This is a genomic window from Bacillus sp. N13C7, from assembly GCF_026790065.1.
In the GTDB taxonomy this organism is placed as follows: Bacteria; Bacillota; Bacilli; order Bacillales; family Bacillaceae; genus Bacillus.
In genome coordinates, this window is record NZ_JALAMO010000007.1 from 520978 (window position 1) to 534792 (window position 13815).

Here is a 13815-nt window from a genome sequence, read left to right on the forward strand (position 1 = left end):
ACAGCATCTTTACCGCGTAGGGATGCTTTTTTTAGTTCATTTAGGGGGAAAGGTTATGAAGAAACGAGCCGGAATATGGACTGTGCTTCTGCTATCTGCTGTTATGCTGGCAGGCTGCGGCAATGCAGATCAGAAGGATTCTAAGGCAAAAGAAAAGACTGAAGGGTCAGAAGCGTTTCCTGTCACTATTGATGATGCATCAAAGCAAGATGTGACAATCAAAAAGGAGCCGAAAAAGATTGTTTCATTAATGCCGAGCAACACAGAAATTACATACGCTCTCGGCCTCGGTGACAAAGTGGTTGGCGTCACCACAAATGATACATACCCAAAGGAAGTCAAAAAGGTGGAAAAGGTGGGAGACATGAATGTAAACGTTGAGAAAGTCGTTTCTCTAAAGCCGGATCTCGTTCTTGCCCATGAGTCTTCCATGTCAGCCTCAGCGGATGCCATCAAACAGCTGAAGGACGCGGGCATTACCGTGCTGACTGTCAATGACGCACAATCATTTTCCGAGGTGTACAAATCAATCGAAATGATCGGAGAAGCTGCCGGGGCAGAGAAAAAAGCCGATCAGCTCGTGAAAAGCATGAAATCAGATTTGCAGGATATTCAAGAAAAAGCGAAGACCATATCAAAAGACGAGGAGAAAAGCGTATTTATCGAGGTTTCTCCCGATCCTGACATTTATACAACCGGAAAAGACACGTTTATGAATGAAATGCTGAATGTCATCCATGCTAAAAACGCAGCAGCGGACCAAACAGGCTGGGTGCAAATGACAGACGAGGCGATCGTGAAACTTAATCCTGATGCTATCGTGACAACAGACGGAGTGAAAGCGAAAGCAGTGGAAAAACGCGATGGCTGGAGCGAAATCAATGCTGTGAAACATCATCGCGTGTATGATGTGGATCCTGATCTTGTGACACGTTCCGGCCCCCGTCTGATCGAAGGGATCGAAGAACTTGCGGAAAGCATTTACCCGGATACGTTTAAGGAATAATCGTTTTGCTGCATATATCATCGGTTTCTCATTTTTAGCCGTGAGCATCATCTTAGGAATTTCTTGCGGCAGCCTGCAAATTCCTGTCCCTGCTATCTTTCGTGTCTTTTGGCATGAAGGCTTCGGCGGCTCTATCGGCTCTGATGATCCGATGTACACCAATATCATGATGAATATCAGACTGCCAAGAGTTGTGCTGGCCGCCCTAGTGGGGGCGGCTCTTTCTATCGCAGGGGCCGCTTTTCAGGGGCTGTTGAAAAATCCGCTTGCGGATCCCTACACGCTCGGTGTTTCATCCGGTGCATCAGTGGGGGCGGTTGTGACCCTATTCTTTAGCCTGCAGCTTCCCGTCCTTGGAGGGTTTACACTCCCGGTTATGAGTGTAGCCGCGGCACTTGTCACGATGGCGGCGGTCCTTTCCTTCAGCCGCCTCGTTCACGCATCGATGTCTGTTGCCACCCTCATTTTGACCGGTGTCATCATCAACTCATTTTTGGGCGCATTTATTTCTCTTATCATTGCCCTGACAGGCGACAACCTGCTTCCGATTGTGCATTGGCTGCTTGGCAGCGTCTCAATGAGAGGCTGGAGCTATGTTGTGCTGTTTCTCCCGTTTTTTCTTTTAGGAACCATTTTACTGATCATAAACGGAAGAGAGCTGAACGTAATGACATATGGAGAAGACAAAGCAAAGCTTCTCGGAGTCAGCGTTCAGCAGAAAAAAATGCTGATTTTGATTGCCGGGTCTCTTTTGACGGGAAGCGCTGTGGCTGTATCTGGCACGATCGGCTTTGTCGGCCTTGTGATTCCGCATATCACCCGGCTTTTGTGGGGGACTGACCATCGGCATTTACTGCCGCTGTCAGCCTTGCTAGGAGCGGGTTTTCTCGTTTTGGCCGATTTGCTTTCCAGAACGATTATTGAGCCGATTGAACTGCCGATTGGGATTATTACGTCTTTGACAGGGGCGCCTGTTTTCGCTCTTATTTTAATTCGCCAGCACCGCGGAGGGAGAAGCTTATGATGAAGGCAGAAGGGCTGTCAGGAGGATACGCAGACAGCTGTTTGATCAATCATGTCAGTTTAACAGTGGAGAAGGGTGAATTTCTCGGAATTCTCGGTCCTAATGGAAGCGGAAAAACCACGCTTTTGCACTTGCTCACAGGTACGCTGCCCGCCAAGGAAGGGAGCGTTTATTTGGAAGGCAAACCGCTTGCGGACTATAAACCGAAGGAACTGGCGCGAATCATGGCCGTCCTCCCGCAAAAAACGGATCAAGCCTTTACCTTCACCGTCAAAGAAACAGTAGCCGTTGGGAGATATCCATTCCAAACAGGACTGTTTAGACAGCAGACTGAAAAGGATGAAGCCATTGTACGGGAAGTAATGGAGCAAACTGGAGTGGCTGCTTTTGCGGAAAAATCGATCCGTGATCTTAGCGGAGGAGAACAGCAGCGGGTATATTTGGCCCAAGCTTTGGCGCAGCAGCCGCGTATTTTATTTCTAGACGAGCCTACAAATTTTCTCGATTTGGCTTATCAAAAGGAACTGCTTGATCTCATCAAACGCCTGACAAGAGAAAGCGGATTGGCGGCTGTCAGCGTTTTTCATGACCTGAACACCGCTAGCCTGTACTGTGACGAACTCTTGTTTATGAAAAACGGTACAGCGGGGTCTAAGCAAAAACCGGAATATGCAGTCACAGAACATCACATAAAAGCGGTGTACGATACGGATGTCACCACCTTGGCCCATCACAGCTCACCTAAACCGATGATTGCAATTCAGCCTGAAAAAGACAGCTTAAAGAAGCAGCCTATCCCATTTGAAGCTTTGCTCCAAGCGGAACAAGATGACATTCTTCTGCAAACAGAAATCCCGCTTCGTACATTGTCTTCAGCGCCTGTCGGTGCAGGATTTTCATGGAGCAGGACACTGATACATAAATGGCTGCCGGTTCAGACAGATCCTGTAGAAGGGCTTACAGTTTATCTGTCAGAAAACGGTTTTCATCTGCCGGAAACTTGTGCGATGGCTTCTCCTCGAAGGCTTGACCGTTTCGTGCATCGGACGTATGAAGAGGGCGAGCTATCTATTACGATATGCGTCATGGCCGGCTTTTCGATATGGATTTTGATCAATGGCTATGCGGCAGATCAATTCTTTGTTAAGGCTCTTATGGCTGCCGAAGCAGAGCGGACGAAAGTGCTGGGAGACGGACGGGCAGAGGGTGATATTCTTGTCGCCGCGACGCAAACTACTCAATCTGGACATACAGAAAAGCAGATGAACCAATTGATACAGTCAGGAATTGCTGAATGCGTAAAAGAGGCTGCAAAGGTGTTTGAATAAGTCTGTAAAGGAGACATATGTATGAAATTATATACAAAAACAGGCGATAAGGGACAAACGAGCTTAGTCGGAGGCAGAACAGACAAGGACAGCCTCCGCGTCGAAAGCTACGGCACGATTGATGAACTGAACAGCTTTGTCGGGCTTGCTTTAGCAGAGCTTTCCGGGAAGCCCCGCTTTGAGGATCTGACAGCCGAGCTGCTGACCATCCAGCATGAGCTCTTTGACTGCGGTGGCGATCTGGCAATCGTTACAGAAAGAAAAGACTATACATTAACGGAAGAATCCGTTTCCTTTTTAGAATCGCGTATTGATGCCTATACAGCAGAAGCGCCAGAACTGAAGAAATTTATTCTTCCGGGTGGATCAAGGGGCGCATCGCTTCTCCATGCAGCGCGCACCATTACAAGGCGGGCGGAACGCCGAGTGGTGGCGCTGATGAAATCGGAGGAGATTCATGAAACAGTGCTGCGTTATCTCAATCGTCTGTCCGACTATTTCTTTGCTGCTGCACGGGTTGTGAATGTGAGAAGCGGCATTGGCGATGTAGAATATGAAAGAAGTGCTATAGTGTTTCGGGACAAAAACAGCAGCGAATCATAAAAAAGGAAAACAAAAGCCGGCGTGTTCCCTGCATGCCGGCTTTTTTGTTTTTCATTCTGTCAATCTCCCATTTTACGACAAAAAATGAACCATATGAATTATTGACTGAAAAATAAGAAAATGAGATATTGTAACAAATAGATGTAAAAAATAGGCAGTGGGGGGCTCTGATGGATGGTGAAATTAATTGAAAGTGATAGCATCTGGAAGAGAAATTTCAATTATCTTTTTTTCTCAAGAATAGTCAAGATATCCGGCGATATGTTCGCATTCAATTCGATACTATGGTTTTTAATTTATGACGGTAAGGGTGCGATCGGCACTGCTTTATTGATTGCTGTCACCTTTTTGCCGGAAGCTGTGCTGGCGCCTGTGACCGGTCCGTTCATGAAACAGAACACGCTGAAATTTTGGATGTACTTTTCAGATCTGACAAGGGCAGCGATTGTCTTAATTATCCCTCTTTGTCATTTTGCGGGCTTTTCTCCGTTATGGTTTGTCATGACGCTTATGATTGTGCATTCTGCTACGGGTGCTGCCTACAATCCCGCCTCCATAGCATTAATTCCCCAAATCGTTAATGAACAGGGTATTCAAAAAGCAAACGCTGTGCTGCAATCCTCCGCTCAAATTGTCCGGCTTGGAGCTGTCACGTTATGCGGCGCTTTTCTTACATTTATCAGCCCTTCTTATACGATGCTTATCGCACTTATACTTTATTTGGTGTCTGGATTTCTGGTTCTTTTTATTAAGTATACTGCGGTTGAATCTCAATCAGAGTCTGCTGCCGTTACGCAAAGAGGCACATATATCGGCAGGCTGAAACGCGGTTTTATGCTTGTGAGAAAACACCAGATTTTATATCCGCTCGCCATTTATTGTATCTTCATGAATTTCGCGGCTGCCCCTTGGGAGGCACTCTCAGCCGTTTACGTTGCGGAAGATTTAAACGGTCAGCCGATCGTTTACTCGCTTTTAAAGGCCACCACCGCCGCAGGCGCGTTTTTACTGGGATTTGTGTTGGCGAAAGTCAAAGTAAACAGGTACGGCCTGTTATTCGTAACTGCCGGCATTATTGAAGGATTCGCTTTCTTTGTTACCGGGATGAACACCTTTTTGCCGCTCGTCTTTCTCGCTGCGTTTACCTTTGGCGCCGCAGTCAGTGCTGTTAATGTTCCTGAGTACACGATTATCCAGACATCTGTGGATAGTGAGGATCAGCCTCAGGTCTACGCTGTTATACACATGATCTCAAATATTTCCATCCCTGCCGGAGCTGTCATTTGCGGGTATGCGGCAAACGCTTTTGGTTCAGGGAAGGTGATCGCTGCCGGAGGGATTGTCGAAATTATTGCGGGTATCGGAATTTTGCTGTTTACAAAGCTGGCCAAAGCAGAACGGTCAGACCTGATCAAAGAAAGGGAAGCGAGTGTTCATCTATAAAGGGTTTTGAAACGCCATGCCTCGTGCATGGCGTTTTTTTGTGCCGATGGGTCTGGTGCAAGATACGACTCCGGTCTTATATCAAAATCAATCTCTGATTCGTTTTGCACAAATGCCAATTTGTTTAAGATGAAGACAAGGAAAACGAAAGGAGGATCTGCATGAAGATAAACAAAAAAACGATAGGCGGATTCTTATTAATTATATTTGGAATCTCCGTCTTTTTTGGAGGAGGAAGCTTCAGCTTTATCATCCCGCTCGCCATCGGGGGCTTGATGACATACGCAGGAATCAAAAGGTTTGCTGCAGGAAAAGCCATCACAGGAGTCATCTTGGGCGGTATCGGAGCGATCATGCTTATCTGCTCACTTCCGTTTATCGTCGGGATCGCGCTTGCGGCCGCTATGGTGTATTACGGCTGGAAGCTGATGAAAAACGGATCAGCTGATAACGGTGTGTCATCTTTTGACCCTGAACCGGCTTCAACTGGCTACCAATCTCACTTTGATGATGAATGGGAAGAATTTTTGAAGAAAAAATAATAACAGGATATGAGGAGGAATCAGGTATGGTATTAAAAAGAATCAGAGACATGTTTGTTGCGTCAGTTCATGAAGGGCTTGATAAAATGGAGAACCCAAAGGTGATGCTGAATCAATATGTACGCGATATGGAAAGCGACATAGCAAAAGCAAAACAAACGATTGTAAAACAGCATACGATTGCCTATCAATTTAAGAAACAATATGAAGAAGCAGCTGAAGTGGCAGGAAAACGCAAAAAACAGGCACAGCTAGCCTTTGACGCAGGTGAAGAAGAACTGGCGAAAAAGGCGCTGACTGAAATGAAGTATTTAGAAGGAAAGGCTGCTGAGCATAAAGCGTCCTATGAACAAGCGAACAGTCAGCTTGCAGAGCTGAAAGAACAGCTGGCTGCACTTGAGACAAAACTTCAGGACGTAAAGGATAAAAAACAGGCGCTGATTGCGCGGGCAAATGCGGCGAAAGCAAAAGAGCATATGAATACGACATTTGACAAAATTGACAGCGAAAGCGCATATCGTGAGTTTTTGCGTATTGAAAACCGTATTGAGGAAATGGAAATCCGAGCAAATTATTCAAAGTCAGCGGAAGCCGGCACAGAACTCACACGCAAAGAATTCGCAGACGATGTGGAAGCGGAGATTGAAAAAATGCGGGCGCTTTCGCTGCAAAAATCAGATAAGGCATCACAAGCAGCAAATGAATAAGCAGAACGGGGAAGGATTTGCGGTCAAGTCCTTCCCTTCCGCACGTATCAATTCACAGGCTTTTCCTTTATAATAGAATGAATGAGAAGGATGAAATGAAATGAAAAAAATGCTGGGCAGACTGCTGATCATTGCCGGTATTCTCATATTGTTTGCCGTCATTGTAAAAGATGTTTTTGCAGCAGGCTTGGGTCTCATAAACGGCACAGAAGCCGAGTCAGCCAGTGCATCACCGCGGGACATTGACAGCGTAGTCATTGAGTCGGATCACAAGAATGTCCGGATCATAGCGGAAGAACGAAATGACATATCGGCAGGCATCTCTGGAGACTCTGGAAAGTTATTTGTTACTGAAAACAGAAGAAAACTGGAGCTGACCGCAAAGGAAAAAGAATTTCAATTTTTGAATGGATTTAACGATTCTTCCCTTGTCGTCCGCGTTCCTTATGATTATAAAGGTGACCTGACGGTGCGAACCTCGAGCGGCGACGTATCTGTAGACGGGAATGATCATCTTGCGATTTCCGGGCTGCACGCAATATCTGCGAGCGGAAATATAAGTGTGACGGATGTCCGCCTTCAAGACCTGAACGTGAAGGGGTCATCGGGAGATGTCACCATTTCAAATACCGTATCCAAAACGGCCGGCATTGATATCGCTTCAGGAGACGCTAACCTGGCTGATGTATCAGGCTCTCTTGAAGTAAAAATGACTTCAGGAGATCTTGAGGCTTCACTGAAAAAGGTAACGGGCCATGTATCTGTCATGCTGACAAGCGGCGATGCGGATCTGACCCTTCCCCAAAACGGCAGCTTTACAGTCGATGCGAAATCAGCGAGCGGCGACGTCAGTTCATCGTATTCATTTGCTGATACAGCACATAAAGAACAGCATCACCTCACAGGCTCGCAAGGAAGCGGCCGGCATCTAATCGAAATCAAAACGGACAGCGGGGATCTGGTGATACGGTAGCACCAGGCAGAAGAAAGGAGGCGGACACCAGGAATGACAAAAAAACAGCTTCTTGGATTTATCATTGCTTTATTCGGCATCAGTATGTTTTTGCAAATTATCGGAATAGGCGATCTGCTGTTTTGGCCGCTCTTTTTTCTGATTGCCGGCTATTTCTTAAAAAAATATTCCCGTGATTGGCTTGGCTCCGTCATGTACATCTTTGCCGCGTTTTTATTTTTGAAAAACCTCTTCAGCATCACCTTTAATTTATTCGGCTACGCGTTTGCCGCATTTCTGATTTACGCCGGCTACAGGCTTGTGAAAGGGAAGCCGGTATTTGAACCGAATGAGAAACGGGTCAACCTCAATAAAAAAGAACAGCATGAGCCGCCAAAAGATGTCAAACATCCCGACATGCGCAGCTTTTTTATCGGAGAGCTGCAAATGATGAAGCAGCCGTTTGACCTGAATGATTTAAATATCTCTGGTTTTATCGGTGATATCAAAATCGATTTGTCTAAAGCGATGATTCCCGAGGGAGAAAGTACGATCGTCATAAGCGGAGTCATTGGAAACGTGGATATTTATGTGCCATCAGACCTTGAAGTAGCTGTCAGCTCGGCTGTTTTTATTGGGGATATCAATCTGATCGGCACAAAGAAAAGCGGATTAAGCACGAAGGTATATGCCGCGTCATCTGATTTCAGCGAGTCAAAGCGCCGGGTCAAAGTGTCCGTTTCCTTATTTATCGGTGATGTGGATGTGAAGTACGTATGAGAAATAAACTGCTTGTGAGCCTCCAGTGGCGCGCCATCCGCATGACAACGGGAATCAGCCTGCTGCTTTTTGCCTGCTTGATTTCTTTTATGATGTTTTACTATCGGCTTGATCCGCTTGTTTTGCTGTCGTCAAGCTGGTTCGGAATTCCGTTTATCCTAATATTGCTGCTTATCAGCGTGACGGTCGGCTTTGCATCAGGGTATATGTACGGCAACCGGCTGAAGACAAGGGTTGATACATTGGTCGAATCAATATTAACCTTTGAAAACGGCAATTTCGCTTATCGGATACCGCCGCTTGGAGATGATGAGATTGGCCTGGCCGCCGATCAGCTGAACGAAATGGCGAAGCGCGTGGAGCTCCAAGTCGCTTCCCTGCAGAAACTTTCCAATGAACGTGCAGAGTGGCAGGCACAAATGAAGAAATCGGTCATATCAGAAGAACGCCAGCGATTGGCAAGAGATCTGCATGATGCAGTCAGCCAGCAGCTTTTTGCCATATCAATGATGACATCAGCTGTGCTGGAACACGTGAAGGATGCTGATGATAAAACAGTCAAGCGGATCAAGATGGTCGAGCATATGGCAGGTGAAGCCCAAAATGAAATGAGGGCGCTGCTGCTCCATTTAAGGCCTGTTACTCTTGAAGGAAAAGGGCTGAAGGAGGGGCTTACGGAGCTTTTGGACGAGTTCCGGAAGAAACAGCCGCTTGATATCGATTGGGATATTCAAGAAACAGCGATATCCAAAGGTGTTGAAGATCATTTGTTCAGAATCGTCCAGGAGGCCCTTTCAAACGTATTTAGACATTCAAAAGCCTCAAAAGTATCAGTGATTCTGGGCATAAAGAACAATCAGCTCCGGCTGAAGGTGATAGATAATGGAAAAGGATTTAAAATGGATCAGGTAAAAGCATCCTCATACGGCTTGAACTCTATGAAAGAACGTGCAAGCGAAATCGGCGGAGTCGCCGAAGTGATATCAGTAGAAGGAAAAGGCACACAAATCGAAGTGAAGGTTCCGATTTTCCCGGAAGAAAAAGGAGAGAACGAACGTGATTCGAGTATTATTGATTGATGATCATGAAATGGTAAGAATGGGACTCGCGGCTTTTTTGGAGGCGCAGCCCGACATTGAAGTCATCGGCGAAGCATCTGACGGCAGAGAAGGCGTACGGCTTGCTGCCGAGCTGTCGCCTGATGTGATTTTAATGGATCTTGTCATGGAGGGCATGGATGGCATTGAAGCCACAAAGCAAATTTGCCGGGAACTTCCCGACCCGAAAATTATTGTGCTCACAAGCTTCATTGATGATGACAAAGTATATCCAGTCATTGAAGCTGGCGCGCTCAGCTATCTATTGAAAACCTCAAAAGCGGCGGAAATCGCCGATGCCATCCGCGCCGCAAACAAGGGAGAGCCAAAACTTGAATCAAAAGTGGCGGGTAAAGTGTTATCCCGGCTGCGCCACTCAGGTGAACACGCGCTCCCGCATGAATCACTTACGAAACGGGAGCTCGAAATTCTTTGCCTGATCGCAGAAGGAAAAACAAATAAAGAAATAGGCGAAGAACTGTTTATCACCATTAAAACAGTGAAAACCCATATCACAAATATTTTATCAAAACTGGATGTCAGTGACCGAACCCAGGCAGCGGTGTACGCACATCGGAATCACCTCGTAAAATAGGCGTTCACTATTTGTTTGCGCCTTTCGTCCCGAAGTCTCTGACAACGACATTGACTCTGTAATCTATTTCCGCTTTGCTGAAATACTCATCATCCCATTTTCTTGAAATCTTTTTCCATTTCCGAGGATAATGGATTCTGACTTGGTTTCCTAACCCGGTCACATCCGCTTTGATTTCCTTCTGCAGCCTCTCTGTAATAAAAGCGGTTACTGTTTTGTGTAATCGTTTTTCTACTGTCCTTTCAATATCTTTGATATATGAATCCTTAAACGAAACTTCATTGGGATTCCAGTCCTCAGATAGACGACCTTCAATATTGCGTGTGACGGTGAATTTGAATTTTCCGTCCTTGTAGGCCGTCTTGATCTTTCGATTGCTTGAATACACTTCATAAGAAAAGAGATGGCCGTCGCGCTTCAAGTCAATAACGCCACCTTCGACAGTGCCTGTAAATAAGTTGATGTTTTGAACCTCAATCGGGGTGAGATCCCTAGTCCATATTTTGTCTTTGATGACGGAAGCACCGTTTATCACGAGTTTGCCGTTTTCCTCACCGACATGAGGGATGAGGAACGAATCGTCAGAGGTCAAGTGTTCTGAGATTTCCCCCAGTGTAACAGGCTGCATCATTCTGATCGTCACCGTATTATTCTCTGTCAGATCATAAATCACATTGGATGCGGGCTCGCCTTGATCATTCATTTTAAAGATATCCTTAGTTTTGCCATCGGTGACAAAAACGTACGAACTTCTCCTTGTCCCGTTGTCTCTGACAAACTGGTTAATGATCGCGTCAATTCCGATCTGATCCGCAATTACGCTTTTGGAAAGCAGAATGAGACGCAAATGCTGGGAAAACGTGGGGTTATGCTTTAACGCAGATGTTCTCATCATTTGATGGACAGTTTCACCCTTTGTGATAGAAAGCTGTGTCGGGTCAGATGAAGAGCCTTCCTTGGAGCTGATTTGTTTCGGTACGAGAATCTGCTGTGTAAGTTCTAAATTTTTATCATCCGGCTTGTCTAAGCCAACACCGATCACCAAGCTTAATTCCTCGATATTCTGGCTGTCCCAGCATCCGGACAGCAATAGGGTGCATATAAATATACTTAAAATCCGGGTTTTCATTTTGCTGTAATCCTCCTTTTGAGAGCGACAATGAAAAAGAGAATGAAGGGAAGCAGAAAAAGGCAGACGAAAATGTACCCGAGATAATCGCTGTACATCATGACCTGGTTAGCGTCATCCGGCCAGAGAGAAAAATAATAGACAATGATCCCGATGATCACCATACTTTTTTTAGTTGATAATCCGAACGTCTTCTTTAGCCCGTTAGCGGCAAAATAGCCGTAAATGACAAACGTTGTGAAAAATTGGATAATCCAGACGACCAGTAAAAATGATTCAAATCTTTCAATGAATATGCCTTTAAGCTCAAAGGACTGAAAGAGAGAAATGGTCGGCCAGATCAGCGTTTTCACCTCGGGAGCGGTCAAAGCCCCGACGACGATAATATACGTAAGGATATATAAAATAATCGGAATCAAAAATCCTATAGATGCATATCTGAATGTGTATTTCTTATTCTTCATATGTTCAGGAAGAAACAGCATCACTTCCATTCCTAAAAAAGAGATGGAAACGACAGTAAGGGAGTTTGCAACGGGTCCAAGGCCTTCGCCTAAAACAGGGCGCAAACTATTAATGTCAAAAATTTTAAAACTGATCCCGAACACAATCAGCAAAATAATGATCGTAACCGTCAAGTAAAAGGGAAACAGTCGCGACACATCACTTAACCCTCCAATCATTAAATAAATACCGCAGCAAATAAACGTTAAAATAATGATCTGAATTGGCGTTCTCTCCAGCAGGAAAAACTTCACCATTTCAGCCATCGCCCGAGTCTCGAAGCTGGCAACGCCGAGGAAATAGCAGGAGATCAACAGGCCGATCAAGCTGCCGAACCATTTCCCCAACCCTTCTTGCAAATAATCAAAGAGTGAAGGGTATTGATGTTTTTTTTGAATGAGCGTATTTAAATAAATGAAGAAAATAAAAATGAAACCTTCTAATATCAGCGTGATCCAGCCGTCAGGCGTATTAGCCTTAGTGGTCAGAGCTCTCGGCAATGTTAAAAGACCGGCCCCAAGCATTGTATTCGCAACAATAGAAATACCTTGAAAGGTATTAAGTTTTAGTGGAGTCTGTTTTTGGCTCATTTGGATTATTCGCCTCTTTTGGTTTGTTTTTAATGGGGAGACGGATAATGGAGTCATCCTTATTTTTCAGGCTGAAGAAACCGTTTGGCGAAAAATACGGAGACCCAAAGCTCGTTTGTCTCGTTAAGTGCGTATAAACGACAAGCATAAATAAAATAATTCCATACAGCCCTAGAATAGCTGCAGAAAACATTGAAATAAAACGCAGCACCCGGAAAGACAGCCCCATTCCGTATTGGGGAACGGTAAAGGATGCCAGGGCAATGACACTGACGACAATGACCATAATCGAACTGACGAGATTCGCTTCTACCGCTGCCTGTCCAATCACTACGCCCCCGACGAGGCCGATCGTCTGTCCGAGCGGATTGGGAAGACGCAGTCCGGCTTCTCTCAGCAGCTCGATGGTTACTTCCATCAGCAGGGCTTCAAATATTGGCGGGAACGGCACGTTTTCCCTGTTTGCCGAAATCGTGACGGCAAGCGCGGTCGGCAGCAGCCCTTGATGGAAGGAAACGAGTGCAATATAAATCGATGACAAAAACAAGGTGATGAAGATAGAAGCAAAGCGCAGCGACCGGATAAGAGATGCTGAAATCCAGCGTTCATAGTAGTCATCCGGAGACTGCATCAGGATCCCGAGAGAAACCGGCACCAGCAGCACAAATGGTGAACTGTCGACCAAAATGGCCACACGGCCGTTAAACAGGGCTGACGATACCTTGTCAGGTCTTTCCGTATTTTGAATCTGTGGAAATGGTGAATATTTATTATCTTCAATGAGCTCCTCGAGCGTTCCGCTGTCCTGGATATCCTCCAGCTGGATATTTTCAAGCCGTGCTTTCACTTCTTTTATGACGGACTTTTTTGCTTTGCCTTCAATGTACATAATGGCTGCAGGCTTCAGCTTGTTTTCGCCGATCATGATTTTTTTGGTGATCAATTTCGGATGAGAGGTTCTTTGTCTGATCAGAGCGAGATTTGTATCGATATCCTCTACAAACGCAACCTTTGGGCCGCGAACCACTTTTTCAGTTGTCGGCTCTTGCAGGCTTCTTGTTTTTTTCTTTTCTGTAGACAGAATATAGACTTTGTCCAATCCGTTGACAAACACAGCGCAATTGCCGTTGAGAATGGACTCGACCGTTTTTTCCGCGGTTTCAACGGGACTTGCGTCAAGCTGGTCAAGGCGTTTTTTGACTTGGTCAAGCGTGAGCGTATCCTGATCCTTGAGTAAGGTTTTAATCGATTCTGAAACCTTCTTCTGGTCATTCAGTTCACTAAAATAGAGAAAGTAAAAAACAAGCCCGTTGGAGAGCATTTTTTTGTTTTTTACGAGATCATCGTTTTCTTTTAATTTTGGAAGCACCAGTGCTAAATTATCGTGTATATATTCTTTGAATTCTGTTTGTTCCAATGAGGTCACCTCTTATCCAAAACCTTAGTAGAGGTTATCTTTTCCTGTTAAAAAAATGATATACTGTGTTACAGTATTTCATGGCAGAAGTTTTTTAT

The 13815-nt window shown here is 45.4% G+C and carries 14 protein-coding genes; 11 read left to right on the forward strand and 3 right to left on the reverse strand.

The window, feature by feature from the left end:
* The first annotated feature begins 55 nt into the window (after positions 1-55).
* The 11 genes from MOB98_RS10730 (at position 56) to liaR (ending at position 10077) form a co-directional block, all read left to right on the forward strand.
* Positions 56-1006 carry an ABC transporter substrate-binding protein gene (locus tag MOB98_RS10730; protein WP_268360792.1) on the forward strand — a complete coding sequence of 317 codons (951 nt, stop codon included), beginning with the start codon at positions 56-58 and terminating at the stop codon, positions 1004-1006.
* Complete coding sequence (locus MOB98_RS10735; protein ID WP_268360790.1) at positions 969-2030, forward strand: FecCD family ABC transporter permease; 1062 nt, start codon at positions 969-971, stop codon at positions 2028-2030. Before MOB98_RS10730 ends, MOB98_RS10735 begins: the two co-directional genes overlap by 38 nt.
* Positions 2030-3358: an ATP-binding cassette domain-containing protein gene (locus tag MOB98_RS10740; RefSeq protein WP_268360801.1), complete on the forward strand. Its 1329-nt coding sequence runs from the start codon at positions 2030-2032 to the stop codon at positions 3356-3358. The genes MOB98_RS10735 and MOB98_RS10740 overlap by 1 nt, the downstream gene beginning before the upstream one ends.
* A 21-nt stretch (positions 3359-3379) precedes the next feature.
* Positions 3380-3961: a cob(I)yrinic acid a,c-diamide adenosyltransferase gene (locus tag MOB98_RS10745; RefSeq protein WP_268360789.1), complete on the forward strand. Its 582-nt coding sequence runs from the start codon at positions 3380-3382 to the stop codon at positions 3959-3961.
* A gap of 174 nt (positions 3962-4135) precedes the next feature.
* A complete protein-coding gene (locus tag MOB98_RS10750) occupies positions 4136-5404 on the forward strand; it encodes an MFS transporter (RefSeq protein ID WP_268360788.1) in 1269 nt (422 codons plus the stop codon).
* Between the two features lie 161 nt (positions 5405-5565).
* The gene (gene liaI, locus MOB98_RS10755; RefSeq protein WP_268360786.1) at positions 5566-5946 is read left to right on the forward strand and encodes a cell envelope stress-induced membrane anchor protein LiaI; all 381 of its coding nucleotides are present in this window, start codon (positions 5566-5568) and stop codon (positions 5944-5946) included.
* Between the two features lie 26 nt (positions 5947-5972).
* Positions 5973-6653 carry a stress responsive protein LiaH gene (gene liaH / locus MOB98_RS10760; protein ID WP_268360785.1) on the forward strand — a complete coding sequence of 227 codons (681 nt, stop codon included), beginning with the start codon at positions 5973-5975 and terminating at the stop codon, positions 6651-6653.
* A 100-nt stretch (positions 6654-6753) separates the two neighbouring features.
* Positions 6754-7626, forward strand: a complete 873-nt coding sequence (locus MOB98_RS10765; RefSeq protein WP_268360783.1) for a DUF4097 domain-containing protein — start codon at positions 6754-6756, stop codon at positions 7624-7626.
* A gap of 33 nt (positions 7627-7659) precedes the next feature.
* Positions 7660-8385, forward strand: a complete 726-nt coding sequence (gene liaF, locus MOB98_RS10770) for a LiaRS two-component regulatory system accessory protein LiaF (protein ID WP_268360782.1) — start codon at positions 7660-7662, stop codon at positions 8383-8385.
* The gene (gene liaS / locus MOB98_RS10775) at positions 8382-9464 is read left to right on the forward strand and encodes a two-component system sensor histidine kinase LiaS (RefSeq protein WP_268367123.1); all 1083 of its coding nucleotides are present in this window, start codon (positions 8382-8384) and stop codon (positions 9462-9464) included. The genes liaF and liaS overlap by 4 nt, the downstream gene beginning before the upstream one ends.
* Positions 9442-10077 carry a two-component system response regulator LiaR gene (gene liaR, locus MOB98_RS10780; RefSeq protein ID WP_268360781.1) on the forward strand — a complete coding sequence of 212 codons (636 nt, stop codon included), beginning with the start codon at positions 9442-9444 and terminating at the stop codon, positions 10075-10077. Before liaS ends, liaR begins: the two co-directional genes overlap by 23 nt.
* A gap of 7 nt (positions 10078-10084) precedes the next feature.
* On the opposite strand, the gene MOB98_RS10785 is transcribed toward liaR, so the two are convergent.
* The 3 genes from MOB98_RS10785 to gerAA are packed head-to-tail and all read right to left on the reverse strand — an operon-like array spanning position 10085 to position 13717.
* Positions 10085-11206: a Ger(x)C family spore germination protein gene (locus MOB98_RS10785; protein WP_268360779.1), complete on the reverse strand. Its 1122-nt coding sequence runs from the start codon at positions 11204-11206 to the stop codon at positions 10085-10087.
* The gene (gerAB, locus tag MOB98_RS10790) at positions 11203-12300 is read right to left on the reverse strand and encodes a spore germination receptor protein GerAB (RefSeq protein ID WP_268367125.1); all 1098 of its coding nucleotides are present in this window, start codon (positions 12298-12300) and stop codon (positions 11203-11205) included. Before gerAB ends, MOB98_RS10785 begins: the two co-directional genes overlap by 4 nt.
* The gene (gene gerAA, locus MOB98_RS10795; protein ID WP_268360776.1) at positions 12269-13717 is read right to left on the reverse strand and encodes a spore germination receptor protein GerAA; all 1449 of its coding nucleotides are present in this window, start codon (positions 13715-13717) and stop codon (positions 12269-12271) included. The genes gerAB and gerAA overlap by 32 nt, the downstream gene beginning before the upstream one ends.
* Positions 13718-13815 lie beyond the last annotated feature (98 nt).

What these genes read in the sequence shown, in the direction of transcription:
- MOB98_RS10730 (WP_268360792.1), top strand. Translation starts at nt 56, where the DNA reads ATGAAGAAACGAGCCGGAATATGGACTGTGCTTCTGCTATCTGCTGTT.
- MOB98_RS10765 (WP_268360783.1), top strand. Translation starts at nt 6,754, where the DNA reads ATGAAAAAAATGCTGGGCAGACTGCTGATCATTGCCGGTATTCTCATA.
- MOB98_RS10745 (WP_268360789.1), top strand. Translation starts at nt 3,380, where the DNA reads ATGAAATTATATACAAAAACAGGCGATAAGGGACAAACGAGCTTAGTC.
- liaS (WP_268367123.1), top strand. Translation starts at nt 8,382, where the DNA reads ATGAGAAATAAACTGCTTGTGAGCCTCCAGTGGCGCGCCATCCGCATG.
- liaF (WP_268360782.1), top strand. Translation starts at nt 7,660, where the DNA reads ATGACAAAAAAACAGCTTCTTGGATTTATCATTGCTTTATTCGGCATC.
- liaH (WP_268360785.1), top strand. Translation starts at nt 5,973, where the DNA reads ATGGTATTAAAAAGAATCAGAGACATGTTTGTTGCGTCAGTTCATGAA.
- MOB98_RS10785 (WP_268360779.1), bottom strand. Translation starts at nt 11,206, where the DNA reads ATGAAAACCCGGATTTTAAGTATATTTATATGCACCCTATTGCTGTCC.
- MOB98_RS10740 (WP_268360801.1), top strand. Translation starts at nt 2,030, where the DNA reads ATGAAGGCAGAAGGGCTGTCAGGAGGATACGCAGACAGCTGTTTGATC.
- MOB98_RS10750 (WP_268360788.1), top strand. Translation starts at nt 4,136, where the DNA reads ATGGTGAAATTAATTGAAAGTGATAGCATCTGGAAGAGAAATTTCAAT.
- liaI (WP_268360786.1), top strand. Translation starts at nt 5,566, where the DNA reads ATGAAGATAAACAAAAAAACGATAGGCGGATTCTTATTAATTATATTT.
- gerAB (WP_268367125.1), bottom strand. Translation starts at nt 12,300, where the DNA reads ATGAGCCAAAAACAGACTCCACTAAAACTTAATACCTTTCAAGGTATT.